18 protein-coding genes are annotated in these 15,657 nt (G+C 32.0%); 6 read left to right on the plus strand and 12 right to left on the minus strand.

Features of this window, described 5'->3' with window-relative positions; translation table 11 throughout:
- Positions 1-19 precede the first annotated feature (19 nt).
- Both AC9UEH_RS07040 and AC9UEH_RS07045 read left to right on the plus strand, forming a co-directional pair.
- Positions 20-1,462 carry a class I adenylate-forming enzyme family protein gene (locus tag AC9UEH_RS07040; protein WP_509530088.1) on the plus strand — a complete coding sequence of 481 codons (1,443 nt, stop codon included), beginning with the start codon at positions 20-22 and terminating at the stop codon, positions 1,460-1,462.
- A 58-nt stretch (positions 1,463-1,520) separates the two neighbouring features.
- Positions 1,521-2,096: a malonyl-CoA decarboxylase domain-containing protein gene (locus AC9UEH_RS07045; protein ID WP_509530091.1), complete on the plus strand. Its 576-nt coding sequence runs from the start codon at positions 1,521-1,523 to the stop codon at positions 2,094-2,096.
- Positions 2,097-2,200: 104 nt separating this feature from the next.
- On the opposite strand, the gene rluF is transcribed toward AC9UEH_RS07045, so the two are convergent.
- The 4 genes from rluF to AC9UEH_RS07065 are packed head-to-tail and all read right to left on the minus strand — an operon-like array spanning position 2,201 to position 5,812.
- Complete coding sequence (rluF, locus tag AC9UEH_RS07050; RefSeq protein ID WP_509530094.1) at positions 2,201-3,013, minus strand: 23S rRNA pseudouridine(2604) synthase RluF; 813 nt, start codon at positions 3,011-3,013, stop codon at positions 2,201-2,203.
- 32 nt (positions 3,014-3,045) lie between these two features.
- Complete coding sequence (locus tag AC9UEH_RS07055) at positions 3,046-3,891, minus strand: alpha/beta fold hydrolase (protein WP_509530097.1); 846 nt, start codon at positions 3,889-3,891, stop codon at positions 3,046-3,048.
- A gap of 37 nt (positions 3,892-3,928) precedes the next feature.
- Entirely contained in the window at positions 3,929-4,708 is a 780-nt protein-coding gene (locus tag AC9UEH_RS07060; protein WP_509530100.1) for a zinc ribbon domain-containing protein, read from the minus strand.
- Positions 4,709-4,714: 6 nt separating this feature from the next.
- Complete coding sequence (locus tag AC9UEH_RS07065; protein WP_509530103.1) at positions 4,715-5,812, minus strand: Nif3-like dinuclear metal center hexameric protein; 1,098 nt, start codon at positions 5,810-5,812, stop codon at positions 4,715-4,717.
- Between the two features lie 175 nt (positions 5,813-5,987).
- Between AC9UEH_RS07065 and AC9UEH_RS07070 the strand changes: the two genes are divergently transcribed.
- The 4 genes from AC9UEH_RS07070 to AC9UEH_RS07085 are packed head-to-tail and all read left to right on the plus strand — an operon-like array spanning position 5,988 to position 8,305.
- Positions 5,988-6,233: a DUF2683 family protein gene (locus AC9UEH_RS07070; RefSeq protein WP_509530106.1), complete on the plus strand. Its 246-nt coding sequence runs from the start codon at positions 5,988-5,990 to the stop codon at positions 6,231-6,233.
- Positions 6,209-6,490, plus strand: coding sequence for a Txe/YoeB family addiction module toxin (locus tag AC9UEH_RS07075; RefSeq protein WP_509530108.1), 282 nt, complete (start codon positions 6,209-6,211; stop codon positions 6,488-6,490). Before AC9UEH_RS07070 ends, AC9UEH_RS07075 begins: the two co-directional genes overlap by 25 nt.
- Positions 6,491-6,492: 2 nt before the next feature.
- Positions 6,493-7,527, plus strand: coding sequence for a tetraacyldisaccharide 4'-kinase (lpxK, locus tag AC9UEH_RS07080; RefSeq protein WP_509530111.1), 1,035 nt, complete (start codon positions 6,493-6,495; stop codon positions 7,525-7,527).
- Entirely contained in the window at positions 7,490-8,305 is an 816-nt protein-coding gene (locus tag AC9UEH_RS07085) for a purine-nucleoside phosphorylase (RefSeq protein WP_509530114.1), read from the plus strand. The genes lpxK and AC9UEH_RS07085 overlap by 38 nt, the downstream gene beginning before the upstream one ends.
- Here AC9UEH_RS07085 and gap read toward each other — a convergent pair.
- The 8 genes from gap to AC9UEH_RS07125 form a co-directional block, all read right to left on the minus strand.
- Positions 8,302-9,297, minus strand: coding sequence for a type I glyceraldehyde-3-phosphate dehydrogenase (gap, locus tag AC9UEH_RS07090; protein ID WP_509530116.1), 996 nt, complete (start codon positions 9,295-9,297; stop codon positions 8,302-8,304). The genes AC9UEH_RS07085 and gap overlap by 4 nt on opposite strands.
- Before the next feature lie 75 nt (positions 9,298-9,372).
- Positions 9,373-10,242 (minus strand): lipoyl synthase, encoded by an 870-nt coding sequence (gene lipA / locus AC9UEH_RS07095; protein WP_509530119.1) that lies wholly within the window; start codon positions 10,240-10,242, stop codon positions 9,373-9,375.
- Positions 10,243-10,365: 123 nt separating this feature from the next.
- Positions 10,366-11,178, minus strand: a complete 813-nt coding sequence (locus AC9UEH_RS07100) for an energy transducer TonB (protein WP_509530122.1) — start codon at positions 11,176-11,178, stop codon at positions 10,366-10,368.
- 245 nt (positions 11,179-11,423) lie between these two features.
- Complete coding sequence (locus tag AC9UEH_RS07105) at positions 11,424-11,975, minus strand: RNA polymerase sigma factor (protein WP_509530125.1); 552 nt, start codon at positions 11,973-11,975, stop codon at positions 11,424-11,426.
- Positions 11,966-13,072: a glycosyltransferase gene (locus tag AC9UEH_RS07110; RefSeq protein ID WP_509530128.1), complete on the minus strand. Its 1,107-nt coding sequence runs from the start codon at positions 13,070-13,072 to the stop codon at positions 11,966-11,968. Before AC9UEH_RS07110 ends, AC9UEH_RS07105 begins: the two co-directional genes overlap by 10 nt.
- Positions 13,073-13,179: 107 nt before the next feature.
- Entirely contained in the window at positions 13,180-14,193 is a 1,014-nt protein-coding gene (murB, locus tag AC9UEH_RS07115; protein WP_509530131.1) for a UDP-N-acetylmuramate dehydrogenase, read from the minus strand.
- 62 nt (positions 14,194-14,255) lie between these two features.
- Positions 14,256-14,927 (minus strand): DUF2461 domain-containing protein, encoded by a 672-nt coding sequence (locus tag AC9UEH_RS07120; RefSeq protein WP_509530134.1) that lies wholly within the window; start codon positions 14,925-14,927, stop codon positions 14,256-14,258.
- A 3-nt stretch (positions 14,928-14,930) separates the two neighbouring features.
- A complete protein-coding gene (locus tag AC9UEH_RS07125) occupies positions 14,931-15,629 on the minus strand; it encodes a thioredoxin domain-containing protein (RefSeq protein ID WP_509530135.1) in 699 nt (232 codons plus the stop codon).
- Between the last annotated feature and the right edge of the window lie 28 nt (positions 15,630-15,657).

Below are 15,657 nucleotides of genomic sequence, written 5' to 3' on the forward strand. Positions count from 1 at the left end.
AATACATTATAATTAAATCATGAACTTAATTAATCTTTTTGATTTGTCCCTTGTAGGCAGAAAAAACAAAATTGCCCTTGAATTTGGGACATCTACTTTCACTTTCGGAGAAATCGATTTACGAAGCAATAAAATGGCTAACTTTTTATTGTCTAAAAACTTGGTTTCGGGCGATAGAATTTGCGTTTATCTGGAGAATTGTGTCGAAATGATAGACCTTTATTTGGCTTGTGCCAAAACGGGCATCATCTTCGTACCAGTTAATATTTTATACAAGGAAAGAGAGATTACACATATTTTAACCGACGCCGATCCAAAATTATTAATTGCAGACGTTGAAGTTCCTGGTGGATTTCCAGCCTTGCAATTAAATGATTTGATTCAGGAGTTGAAAAATCATAATGATACAGCAGTTGAAATTAGAACTACAGGCGATAGTCCTGCTGCTTTAGTATACACAAGTGGTACTACAGGAGTATCAAAGGGAGCAATTCTAACGCATAATAATTTCATTTCTAATGGACTAAATTTAATTACTTGTTGGCAAATCACTGAAAACGATCGGTTTTTATTAGCACTTCCATTATTTCATGTTCATTCACTTGCTAATGGGATTCACTGTTGGCTAATGAGTGGTTGTTTTATGCGATTGTTGGTTCGTTTCGAACATCTAAAAGCAACTAACGAATTCTTAGATTTTAAACCGACTTTATTTTTTGGTGTGCCAACGATATATATTCGTTTGCTGGAACAATCAACTGAAATTGCTAAGCAAATTGGTGCCAACATGCGCTTATTTGTTTGTGGTTCCGCTCCTTTACCACCCCAAGTTATGGAAGATTTTGAAACCAAATACGGTCACGTAATTTTGGAACGGTACGGAATGACAGAAACTTTAATGAACATTAGCAATCCCTACACTGGCGAAAGAAAACCAGGAACGGTTGGATTTCCATTGCCCGGAATATCAGCTAAAATTGTTTTGCCAAATGGAGAAACAGCCGCAATAGATGAAGAAGGGGAAGTATGCGTAAAAGGTCCCAATGTTTTTGCAGGTTATTGGAAAAAAGAACAAGCTACAATTGATTCTTTTATAGATGGTTATTTCAAAACCGGTGACATGGGTGTGCTTTCGGAAGATGGGTATTTTACATTAAGAGGACGAAAAAGTGATTTGATTATTAGCGGCGGATTTAATATTTATCCTCGTGAAATTGAAGAGTTTTTATTAGAACAAGAAGGAATTTCTGAGGCGGTTGTTGTTGGAATACCTCACGAAACTAGAGGGGAAATGCCTATAGCCTATATTGTTTCTTCTCCAAATTTTGATGCGAATTTAATTGAAGAATTGTGCAAAAAAACCTTTGCATCGTTCAAAATACCAAGGAGTTTTATTACTGTAGAAAGTTTGCCCAGAACAGCGCTTGGAAAAGTTCAAAAGCATTTATTGCCAAAACCTTGATGCTAATTTATTGGCCGATTATAAACCAAATAGTTTAATTTTTTTAAATAAAAATACAATGATAGTGCAATACGGAGACGTGGGATTTAATGAAGAATGGCTAGAATTAGTAAAAAACGACCCCGTACATCCAACGATTTCAATCGAGAAACGAATAACTGGAAACCGAACAATTTTTGTTTACGTTCATGAAGGAATTCCGCAATTTATGATATGTGCGAGAATAGGTAATAAACTTCCTAGAAATATGATGGAGGTTTTAAATGATGATGGATATAAAAGCAAATACGACATTACGTATGCCATTTTTTATTCTGTTTTTAGGTTGCCACAAGCAAGTTTGAAAGGAGCAGGGACACTGGCAATTAAAGATTTAATAGAACATAGCCGAAAATTAGGTATAAAAAACTTCTTTACGTTAAGTCCTATTCCTTCAATGAAACTTCACCTCAAAAACAAACCTGACGAATCTATTGTGAGGCAATATTTAGAATCTTGGGAAGGTTCAGTAGCACGTTTTCATTTAAGCAATGGCGCAAAAATTCACAGTATAAATTTTGATGCAGACTACAGCGAATTAAGATTAAATGAAAGTTGGGGCGTAATGGTTAATTATGATTACAACTTTAAGTAATTAGTCATGAAATTAGTCTATTGATTTCGCTAACATATAGTGGGAGTTAAAAAGTTTATCATCAATTATTTATAGATAAAAAAATATTTTTAACTTCCCATTTTTTAATAATCCCCTCGATTTTTAAATCTTGGATCGTCTTTTTTGATAAATTCGGTTCTTCGTTTTACGGGTTCTATTTTTGGCAAACTCGCTTCTTCTGTTTTGCTCGAAGGTTCAATAAGTTGGTTCAACTCCAAGATTTCTGCATCGGTCAAATCACGAAATCTTCCTACAGGAATATCCAATGAAATATTGATAATCCGAATTCGTTTTAAAGCCACTACATCGTAACCTAAATAGTCCGACATTCTACGAATCTGACGGTTTAAGCCTTGTGTTAATATAATTTTAAATATAAATTGACTGATTTGTTCTACTTTACATTTTCTTGTAATCGTATCCAAAATAGGGATTCCGTTGCCCATTCTTTCAATAAATTGCGCTGTTATTGGCTTGTTTACCGTAACTGTATATTCCTTTTCGTGATTGTTTCGAGCACGAAGTATTTTGTTTACAATATCGCCATCATTCGTCATAAAAATCAATCCTTCGCTGGCTTTATCTAATCGTCCAATTGGGAAAATCCGTTTTGGATAATTGATGTAATCTACAATATTATTCCGAACATCTAAATTGGTTGTGCATTCAATTCCTACAGGTTTGTTGAATGCCAAATAAACTGGTTTTTCTCGTTGTTCTCGGATTAATTTTCCGTCAATTCGAATTTCATCTGTATTTGAAACTTTCGTACCCAATTCTGGAACTACGCCATTAATTGTTACTCGACCTTCGTCAATTAATTTATCGGCTTCCCGACGCGAACAATAACCAGTTTCTCCAATGAATTTATTGAGACGCTTTAGATTTTCTTCCATGCTACAAAGTTAATTAGAAAAACGCTTAATAGTTAGGATTCTACTAAAAAAGCAACTATTTTTTGATATAAATCAATATCATTCATACTGTGTCCAATTCCTTTTGTTGGTATAAAAATTGAATCTTTCCAAGCAATTGCATTTTTTTCTCCTTCTGAAAAAGCAACTATTTTATCATCAATATCGTGAGCGATAAAGCCTTTAGTTGAGATATTGGATGAAAAAAATTGACCACTAAATTCCGTAATACTAAGGTTGTAATTTTCCAAATAATAGTTTTCTAAACCTTTATATATAATGGAATTCAAACTTAATAACGCGATATAATTTTTGAGAATTACTTTAAAATCTGATGGTGCGCCAAGAATTACCATCTTTTGAATCGAAGGATTTTGATATAGCGATTGATAATACAAACACGCTTTGCCGCCAATGGAATGACCAATTAAAATTTGTGGATTATATTTTTTGGTTGCGTGATTTATAAATTCGGCATATTTTGGAACATTAAAATCTATTCCACCAGATAATCCGTGAGCGGGCGCATCAATTGCAACAATTGTATTTCCGGATTCTAATAAAAAGGGAAGTGCTTTTTTCCAACGCCCCGAATTACTTTCCCAACCGTGAATTAAGAAAATGACAGTTTCATCGCCTTTCCAAATATAAGTTTGAATGGCATTTCCTTCAAAATCGATAGATTTTGCTTCCGCATTTTGAAGAATTTCTGGAATTGAATTTAAAGTAATTTTTCCTTTTCTGGGAATACTGAATAAATCATACGCTTTTTGAGTTGCTTTCTTTTGGGAAATAAAACTCAGCAAATTGATGTAAAAACCTATGGATTTTGTAAGCAGGAAATAATTGATTTTCTTCATAATAAAAAAGCCACGTTATTAGCGTGGCTTCATATAATTAAAATTTAGAAAACATCTTTTCCATTTTTTCTCTTTCCTCTTCAGCAAGTGAGCTGTCAACTAAAATTCTTCCTGAATGTTCGTCAGTAATGATTTTTTTTCTTGACGCAATTTCCACTTGTGTTTGAGGTGGAATTGTAAAGAAAGAACCCGCAGACGCACCTCTTTCAATAGAAACTACTGCCAATCCGTTACGAACACTTGATCTAATTCTTGTGTAAGCAGCTAATAATCTTTGTTCAATTAAAGCTTGGTATTCCGCTGATTTTTGAGTTAAGAAACCTTCTTCTTTTTCAGTTTCAGACATAATTGCATTCAATTCTGTCTTTTTATGTTTCAAGTGAGTTGATTTAATATCTAATTTTTCTTTAGATTGAGAAATCACTTCTTTTTTATGTTCAATAGTAGCTTTCATTTCTTTAATTTGCTTTTCAGCCAATTGAATTTCAAGCTCTTGAAACTCAACTTCTTTTGTTAAAGAGTTGAATTCTCTGTTGTTACGAACAGTTTCTTGTTGTTTAACATATTTTTTCATTGACTCATTGTGGTCGTCAATAGCTATTTTTTTAGCTTTGATAAGATCTTCAATAACGGTCAAATCATTTTTAAGTTTATCTAAACGAGTGCTTAAACCAGCAACTTCATCTTCTAAATCTTCTACTTCTAAAGGAAGTTCTCCTCTAACATTTCTGATTTCGTCAATTCTTGTATCAATTAATTGCAAATCATACAATGCTCTTAATTTGTCTTCTACACTTAGTTCTTTCGTATTCGCCATAATAATTTATAAGTACTTAACTGGATTTGTATTTTCTTCCGATAAAATGATTGCAAAATTAAGGATTTTTTTGCTAAGAAAATCAACAATATAATTTTTTGTATACCTTTCGCTCTCAAAATGACCAATATCGGCTAAAATTATTCGATTTTCGGCTTCATAAAACTGATGGTACTTCAAATCTGCCGTTAAAAAAATATTTGCACCAGCAGCAATTGCATTTTTTATGGCAAAACTTCCAGCTCCTCCAAGAAGGGCAACTTTTTTGATCGGTTTTCCAATAAATTCAGAATGACGAATTCCTTCACATTGCATTTTGTCTTTCACAAACAATAAAAAATCTTTTTCGGTCATGGGATTTTCTAATTCTCCAATCAATCCCAAACCTATATTTTGATGTTTGTTTTGCAATTCTATGATTTCATAAGCCACTTCTTCATAAATATGACTTTCAAAAAGTGCTTTCAGAATTTTGCTTTCTAATTGTTTTTCAAAGGTAACTTCAATCTTAATTTCATCCGCTTCAACAAATTCAAATCGTTCACCAATTTCAGGATTGCTGTGTTCATTTCCCATATAAGTTCCCAATCCTTTAGAACTAAAGCTACAATTTTCATAGTTTCCAATCGTTCCTGCACCAGCATCAAAAAATGCATTTCGAACTTTTTCTACATTTTCAGGAATGGTAAAAGTCACTAATTTTCTTATAAATTGCTCTTTTGGAATTAGAATTTTAGTATTTATTAAACCTAAAGCATCACCGAAAATTTTGTTTACACCTTCAGGATGATTGTCTAATGCCGTATGAACTGCATAAATTGCAATATCATTCTTGATTGCTTTTATAATGGAACGTTCAACATAATTTTTCCCAGTAATTTTCTTCAATCCTGAGAATAATATCGGATGGAAACACACCACTAAGTTGCAATTTTTGATAATAGCTTCATCAATTACACTTTCTAAAGCATCGTGACAAACTAAAATTCCAGTTGCTTCGGTTTCTAAATTACCAACTAATAATCCAACATTATCGAAATCTTCAGCATACGCTAAAGGCGCCATTTCTTCAAGTAGGGAAATTATATCTTTAATTTTTTGCATAATTGTATCTTTGAATTACAAATTAACGAATAATCAATTCAACTTTTTTATAAAGATAAAAGAATATCTTTTTGAAAATAAAATTACTTCAAAAAATACTGTTTGTTAAGTACTTGTTTCTAATCAAATTTAAATACTGCAAATTTTGTATATTTGTAATTAAAATACAATAATTATGACCACAATAACCTTAAAAATTAACGAACGAACCAAAGCAGGGAAAGCATTTTTAGAAATGACGAAGGTTTTGGTTAATGATTCAAAAGGAATTGAGATTATTGAAACCAATTCCAAAAAATTAAATGTCGAGGAAAGTCCTTATAATCCTGAATTTGTAAAAATGATTCTAAAAGCGGAAAAAAGAGGTGATTATACAGAGATTAATCCAAAAGATATATGGGGAAGTTTAGGCTTAAAATAGAAAAATTAGCAGAACTTCATCTAAAAAAGCATATCAAATCTGGGAATAAAGCTGCTATTAAAAAAATCAACATAATTTTAGAAGAACTTCAAGAAACACCCTTTCAAGGAGTTGGTAAACCTGAAGCATTAAAACACGAACTTACTGGATTTTGGTCAAGAGAAATAAATTCTAAAGATAGGATTATTTACAAAGTTGACCGAGATATTGTAATGGTTTACGTTTTTTCTGCAATGGGTCATTATTCCGATAAATAATTATGAATTTACTTCGAAAAATACTGTTTCCATTTGTCATTATATATGGTGTAATAACTTCATTACGAAATTTTCTATATGATACGGGGGTTTTCAAATCCTATTCTTTCAATTTGCCAGTAATTGTAGTTGGAAATCTGAGTGTTGGTGGAACAGGAAAAACCCCTCAAATTGAATATTTAATCCGATTATTATCTAAAAAATATAAAATTGCAACTTTAAGTAGGGGTTATAAAAGAAAATCTAAAGGGTTTATTTTGGCTGATGCCAATGTAAATGCGTCTATAATTGGCGATGAACCGTTTCAATTTTACTCAAAATTTCCAAATATTCAAGTAGCCGTTGATGACAATCGAAAAAATGGAATCGAACAATTGCTTTCTCAAACTTCAAAACCAGAAGTCATTTTATTGGACGATGCCTTTCAACACAGAAAAGTAAAAGCTGGGTTTTATATTTTGTTGACTTCGTATAACGAATTGTATTCCGATGATTTTCAGCTTCCTACTGGAAATTTAAGAGAGAATAAGAGCGGAGCAAAAAGAGCAAATGTTATACTAGTTACAAAATGCCCTTCTGATTTATCAAATGACGAGCAACTAAAAATCAGAAAAAAGTTAGCTATTTTAGACACTCAAGAATTGTATTTCACAACAATCGCTTACGATGAATTTGTGTACTCAGAAAATGAAAAATATAAAGTTTCAGAGGTACGAAATGTTGATAAATTACTTTTGGCTGGAATCGCAAAACCCCAATCCTTTTTTGCACATTTACAAAATAATAATGCGGAGTGTTTGACTTTTTCAGATCATCATCATTTTTCAGAAAAAGATATTTTAGAAATTAAAAGTAAAGCCAATAACAAAATCATAATTACCACCGAAAAAGATTACGCTAGATTGAAAGGAAGTATTTCAAAAGAACAACTTTTTTATCTGCCAATACAAAGTAAATTTCTTACAGAAGGGGAAAATTTTGATAAAATCATAAACAATTATGTGGAATTCAGTTCAAGAAACAGTAAATTATATTAAAGCCAAAACAGCTGATTTTGCCCCAGAATACGGAGTAATTTTAGGCTCAGGATTAGGAAGTTTTACAGATGATATTCAAATTGAGTTTACTTTGCCGTATTCAGAAATTCCAAATTTTCCGGTTTCTACAGTTCAAGGGCATAAAAGTGCGTTGGTTTTTGGAACTATTGGAAACAAAAAAGTCGTTGCTATGCAAGGTCGATTTCATTTCTATGAAGGATATTCTATGAAAGAAGTGACTTTTCCAGTGCGTGTGATGAAATTTTTAGGAATTGATAAAGTAGTTGTTTCTAATGCTTCTGGAGGGGTAAATCCAAATTATAAAGTGGGTTCAATTGTAATTATAAAAGACCACATAAATATGATGCCTGAGCATCCTTTACGTGGAAAAAATGATGAACGTTTTGGTCCTCGTTTTGTAAATATGAGTGAGCCATATTCTAAAAAAATGATTGCAAAAGCTAAAGAAGTAGCTCAAAAATTAAATATTGAAGTGCAAGACGGAATTTATTTAGGTTTGCAAGGACCTACATTTGAAACGTTGTCAGAATACAGAATGGTGAAAATTTTGGGTGCCGATTGCGTTGGAATGTCAACCGTTCCTGAAGTAATAGTTGCACGACACATGGACATGGAATGTTTCGGAATTTCCGTGATTACAGATATGGGCGATGAAGATAATATTGAAGATGTAAACCACGCAGAAGTTCTAAAAGCAGCCGAAAAAGCGGAACCATTTGTACGAAAACTAATCAAAGAATTGATTATAAATTATTAATTTTCAATATATAAAATTAAGTCAATAATTCTTGAAGAATATCCAATTTCATTATCATACCAACCCACAACTTTCACCATTTTATCAATAACGGATGTTAATTGGGAGTCAAATACACAAGAATTGGTATTTCCAATAATATCTACAGAAACAATTGGGTCTTCGGTATAATCTAAAATGCCTTTAAAATTAGTTTGTGATGCAGTTTTGAAAGCAGCGTTAATTTCTTCAATAGAAACTTGTCTTTTTACATTAAATGTGATGTCGGTCAATGATCCGTCTGGAACGGGAACTCGAATACCACAACCTCCGATTTTTCCTTCAAATTTTGGAAATATTTTCGTCAATGCTTTTGCTGCTCCGGTTGTTGTTGGAACTATAGATTGTGAGGCGCCACGAGCCCTGCGTAAATCTTTATGAGGTTGATCGTGCAAACTTTGGTCGGTGGTGTAAGAGTGAACCGTCGTAATATATGCCTGTTCAATTCCGCATAATTCATCAATAATTTTAATCATCGGGGCTGCATTATTGGTGGTGCAACTCGCATTTGAAATTATAGTTTCGCTTCCATCAAGAATAGTTTCATTGACACCTAAAACCACTGTTTTTATAGCATCAACTTCTGATGGTGCTGACAAAATTACCTTTTTGGCTCCAGCCAATATGTGTGCGTTTATGTCGTCAAAAGTGTGGTATTTCCCAGTAGATTCAATAACAAAATCGATATTCAAGGATTTCCAATCTAAATTACATATTGATTTTTCGTGAAAAAACAAGTAGGATTTTTCATTTATAACAATTGCATCTTCTGTAAAACTGCATTCGTAAGGAAGTTTTCCATGAATACTGTCATATTTCACAAGATGCGCCATCGTTTTGTTGTCGGCAATATCATTAATCGCTACAACTTCAATTATTGGATGGTTTAAAAGCAATCGAAATAAATTCCGACCAATTCTCCCAAATCCATTAATGGCAATTCTTGTTTTCAAGTGTATTGTTTAATCGGTTAATTGTTAATTTGTTGAATCGATTACACAAATAAACGATTACACAAATAAACTTTTCTATAATATATGTTTCTGAGCTTTATAAGAAGACCTTACTAAAGGACCACTTTCAACGTGTCGGAAACCCAATTCAAGTCCAAATTGCTCGTATTTTGCAAATTGATCTGGGGTTATAAATTCCTTCACAGGCAAGTGTTTTTTACTTGGTTGCAAATATTGTCCGATGGTTACGACATCAACATTCGCTTGACGTAAATCCTTCATCGTTTGAAAAACCTCTTCTTCAGTTTCGCCCAAACCAAGCATAATACCCGATTTAGTTCTAGTGATTCCTTTTTCTTTTAGGTATCTCAAAACTTCCAAACTTTTGTCGTATTTCGCTTGAATTCTAACTTCTCTTGTCAATCTGCGAACGGTTTCTATATTATGGGAAACTACTTCAGGATTTGCCTCCACAATTCGGTCAATATTTCTTTCAATTCCTTGAAAATCTGGAATTAAGGTTTCCAAAGTAGTAGTTGGATTCATTCTTCGAATTGCTTTTATAGTTTCAATCCAAATTATCGAACCGCCATCTTTCAAATCATCTCTGTCAACACTTGTAATTACAGCGTGTTTGATATTCATAATTTTTATGGAACGTGCCACTTTTTCAGGTTCATCCCAATCTACAGTTTCAGGTCTTCCCGTTTTTACACCACAAAAACCACAAGAACGGGTGCAAATATTTCCAAGAATCATAAACGTTGCAGTTCCTTCGCCCCAACATTCACCCATATTTGGACAGCTTCCTGAAGTACAAATGGTGTTGAGTTTATATTTATCGACCAAGCCACGAAGCTCAGTGTATTTTTGTCCAATCGGTAGTTTTACTTTCAACCATTTTGGTTTTCCAGTTGGAAGTACATTTTCTAAAACAGATTCCATAATAGGGATTTTAATGATGCAAATATACGAAAAGTAGATTTTAAAAAACGGTTTTTGATTTGTAATTAGGATATAATTACAAAACAAAAACCGAAATTTAATAGGCAATTTTTTTGTATCTGATTATTCTAATTTTACGGTTATTGGCAAATTATAAGAAGTGCGAACGGCTTGACCAGCAATCATTCCAAGTGTCCATTTTGATTTTAAGGATTTCAATACTCGAATAGCTTCTGTTCCTAATCCATAACCGGGATCACGAAGCACTTTAATGTTGGACATTGTCCCATCTTCTTCAATCACAAAAGAAACGTAAACGCTTATTGTTTGTTCTCCTTCAATTTCAGGTTTTTCAAAATGATTACCAACGTAGGAATAAAATTTAGCAATTCCTCCAGGAAATTCAGGGAGTTTATCCAGCGCATTAGTATTTACTGGGCCATTATTTTTCTTTACGCCACCTTCAGAAGTTCCATTTGTAATAATTGGAATTGTAGTTGCAGTTCCAGTTGGTGAGCCTAAAAGTGTTGATTTTGATTCTTTTTGCTCATTATTAGTATTAATTTCATCTACTGGTTCTGTACTTTTTGTAATTATCGGATGTATCAAATCTTTTTTAGTAATCACCTTTTCAATTTCTTTCTTTTTTAAAGGAAGGATTTCTTTTTTTGGTACTTCTCGAATGTGGTTTTCAAATTTAGTGATGTGGATTGTAGGAAATATGTGCTCAGGTTTCGCAACTACTGCTTTTGAATTAAAGGAACTTAATAGAAATCCGATTCCAAAAATTGAAATAATAAATAACAATCCAAAAAAGAAAGCTGTAATTGTATTCACAGAATCTTCTTTTCGTAATTGATACGCGCCATATTCTTTGTTTCTTCCTTCGAAAACTAGGTTAGTCCACCCGTTTCCATAAATACTTACTTTAGACATAATTTTGAGTTTAATGGTTAAGTAGTATCACATCATAAGTGTGTGTTTTTACTTATAACGCTAAAATTCAAAGTAATATTGTGGTTGTTTATTTTGTGAAGAAAAAAATGCAAGTAAGTAATACGTGGGTGTAATAAAGTGTCGTGATTTAAAATCTGTAATTTATTGTTTTTGGTTAATTTTAAATAGTTTTTTACTATTTCAAGACTTTTAACTTTACGACATTAAAACTTTCGACTTACTTATTATCTTTTATTTTGAATTATTTCTGCCAATAATTTTTTAGCACGTAGAATTTTAACTTTCACATTACCCAAAGGTTCATCTAGCTGATTTGCGATTTCCTGATAACTCATTTCTTGAAAATAACGCAACTGAATGACTTCTTGATAATGTGGTTTTAACTCTTTTATATATTGAAGTAATTGCGACAAATTTTGTTCGGTAATCAATTTGTCTTCCGCCGATGGAGTAGTATCAGCAATATTATAGGCCTGATAATCTTCTTCGTCAGTAATTTCTAAAAATAATGATAATTTTTTCTTTCGTAAAATATCAATGTGAACGTTTTTTGCAATAGCAATTAACCACGTATTAAATTGAAATTCGGGATTGTAAGTGGCTAATTTATCAAATGCTTTTGAGAAGGTTTCAATGGTAATATCTTCGGCATCTGTCTCGTTTTCAGTGCGTTTTAACATAAATCCATAGACTTCATTCCAATAAAAATCCAATAGAAAAGTAAAGGCAACTTGATCACCAATTTTAGCTTTTTCTATATTATTTATTATTTCCAATGTACGGGTTTTGAGAAAATGTTGGATACAAAGATATTCATTTGTGTGAATATAAGTACAATCTCAATAATTGGAAACCAATACATTACATCTTTCTCTTTTAATTTGCCTGCTGAAAATCCAAGAATAATCCAAGTGAACAGGTATCTAAAACCAATTATACTCAAAACGACAATCCATTGGTATTGAAAAGCCAAGAGAATTATGGGTAAAATTAGAAACAATATTTGCGAAATAAAAAACACTGAAAGTTGAATTCTGTCAAATGATTTATAAAAAGTTGCAGTGGCAACGTGGCGTTTTTTCTGTGTAATCCAATCCTTAAAAGTCGTTTTTGGTTTGGAATACGTAAAACTATCTGGGGAATAACAACAAGTCGTATTGTTTCCTTTACTTGCCTGATTGATGAATAAATCGTCGTCACCAGAACGAATTTTCATGTGGTCGATAAACCCATTTACTTTGAAAAATTCGTCTTTTTTGTAGGCTAAATTTCTTCCAACACCCATATAAGGACGCCCGATTTTTGCCCAAGAAAAATATTGAACTGCGGTTAACATCGTTTCAAAACGGATGATTTTGTTCAAGAAAGAACCCTTAATTTTTTCATAAGCGCCATATCCCAAAACAAATGTTTTATGCATCGTAAACTGAGAACTCATCAACGTAATCCAATCTTTCGAAGTTGGATAACAATCGGCATCTGTAAAAAGCAAATAGTCTTTTTTGGCAGCTTTGATTCCTAAAGTCAATGCGAATTTTTTGTTACCCCAAAAAGCTTCATTATTTTCAACTTTTACCAAGTGAACATTTGAATATTTTTTTTCAAATTCTTCAAAAATATCTAAAGTTGTGTCGCTTGAGGCATCGTCAATTAAAATAATTTCAAAATCCGGGTAGTTTTGTTCTGCCAAAAGTGGAATAAAATTAATAACATTTTCTTCTTCGTTTTTAGCGCAAACTATTACTGAAATTGGGATTCTTTTAGACGTACTTTTTTGGATTTTTGCAAAAGCAAATTTCGAAAAAATTCCCGCATAATAAAAAAGTTGCACTGCAACAATTACAATAAAAATATAAAAAATAGTGATTAACATATCAGTTTTTCCTCTTTTTTGGATGTGTGCAAAGGTATGAATTCAAATAGGATTTTCAAATAGAGAATTTGTATTTAAACAAATTAATTTCGGCTCTGACTTAAATTTTAAATGATATTCACTTCCGCTTCAATACGAATTCCGAAAGTATTGTAAATTGTATCTTGAATTTCCCTAGAAACATTCAAAATTTCTTGACCTGTAGCCGAGCCATAATTTACTAAAACCAAAGCTTGATTTTTATGAATTCCCGCATCACCATAACGTTTTCCTTTGAATCCAGCTTGTTCAATTAGCCAACCCGCAGGGACTTTTACTTCGGTTTCGGAAATTTCATAAAATTTCATTTCAGGGAATTTTTGATGAATTTTCTCAAAATCTGATTTTAAAACAATTGGATTTTTGAAAAAACTACCGCTATTTCCTAATACTTTTGGATCGGGTAATTTGCTTTGTCGAATTGCTATTACAGCATTGCTTACTTCTTTTAATGTTGGTATTTTAATGTTGTTTTTTTCTAATTCCAATGCAATATCGCCATAAGAAATATTGATTTTATGATTGCGTTTCGTCAATTTAAAAACTACCGAAGTGATGATATATTGGTCCTTCGCTTCATTTTTGAAAACACTTTCTCTATAACCAAAATGACATGCTTCTTTTGAGAAGGTTTTCATCTCCAAAGTGTCAATTTTGATAGCCGAACAAGAAACAAAAGTGTCTTTTATTTCGGTTCCATAAGCACCAATATTTTGAACGGGTGTGGTTCCAACATTTCCTGGAATCAATGACATGTTTTCTAATCCACCAAAATTTTGATTGATTGTCCACAAAACAAATTCGTGCCAATTTTCTCCAGCTTGGCTTTCAACCCAAACAAAACTGTCATTTTCTTTAACTATTTTCTTTCCCTTTAAATCAATGTGAATCACTAAAGCGTCAATATCTTTGGTTAATAGCATATTGCTTCCACCTCCCAAAATAAATTTGTTTTTAGTTTTATTTTCAATCAAAACAGTTTTTAAATCTGCTACTGAATGAACTCCCACAAATTGTTTTGCGTTGGCTTCGATACCAAAAGTATTGTAGTTTTTTAAAGAAAAATGATTTAGAATTCCCATTTATATAGCATAAAAGTAAAAAGCAAATGTACTTTAAACCTATTAAAAATTATAATTTATATTTAATCGATTGACAATCCACGGTTCAAAAATTCGAGCAATGGTTTCAAAACGATTAATTTTTCTGCGGAAGTTTTAATGAAATTTTCATTTAACAGTTCAGCATCAGTTATATTCTGAACAGCAACAAAACTTTTCAGTTTTAAAAATTCAATTGCAGGATGTTCTTTGTCAAAATCTTTTGGACTGTTTTTCAACGAATTGGTTTCAGTTTTGTCTAATCCAGAATAGTGTTTTTTGAAGTTTTTATCGTTCAATATTACTTCCAAATCTTCATAAAAAAAGGCGATTTCTTTTCTAATTTTTTTCAAATCATCTGCTTCAGGGCTATAAATTCCGCCAGCGATAAAACTGCTTCCTTTTTCAATATGAATATAATATCCTGGTCCATTTTTATTGCCTTGGTTGGTATTCATCCAAATTCCTAAATGAGTTTTATAAGGTGCTTTATTTTTAGAAAAACGAATATCACGGTTAATTCTGAATGCGCTATTTTTCACTTCTAAGAGTTCTAAATTGGCATCTTGAGGTTTCATAATTTCAAGAAACCCTCGAATTAATTGGTGATAATCCTTTTTAAATTCTTCGTAACGTTTTTTATTTTCTAAAAACCAATCCCGATTGTTATTGGCTTTTAAATCTTCAAGAAATTTTATTTGGTGTTTTGAAATCATAATTTATTGAAATTGTTTCGTCAAATCTTCTTCACTTATATATCCCGAATGTTTCCAAATTACTTTATTATTTTGGTATAATAGTAAGGTAGGAAGTTCGTCAATTTTCAATTCTGTGATTAAAGTCTTGTTTTCATCTGCATTTAATCGAACAATAGTCACTTTTTCTGCCATTTCTTTTTGCATTTTCAAAAGGTACGGTTTCATTTTTTTACAAGGAGCACACCATTCTGCATAAAAATCAATCAGGACTTTTTTTTCAGAATTTAGCAATTCTTTGTATTCCTGACTGCACATTCCGATGATTTTATCACTCGGAATTGACAATCCTGCAGCATTCCATTTCATAATTCCACCTTGCAATTCATAAATGGTTTTGAAACCTAATTCTTGCAATTTTTCGGATGCTTTTTTACTTCTTCCGCCACTCATACAATAGACGAATACAGGTTTTGATTTGTCATATTTACTAACTTTCCCATCAAAATCATCACCATTCCAATCGATGTTTACTGCTTTATCAATGTGCTGTCCTGCAAATTCTTCTGGGGAACGAACATCTATAATTTGTGAGTTTGTATTCGCTTTTATTTTATCTGCAAATGCCTTTGGTGCTACAGATTCGTATTTTTTTTCGGTTTGACCATTGCAATTTGTACATAGGAAACCTATAAATAATAAGGAAAAAAGTGTTGCTTTCATTGTATGTTGATTTAATTTTTATTAGTAA

This window comes from Flavobacterium sp. (assembly GCF_040402835.1).
GTDB lineage: Bacteria > Bacteroidota > Bacteroidia > Flavobacteriales > Flavobacteriaceae > Flavobacterium.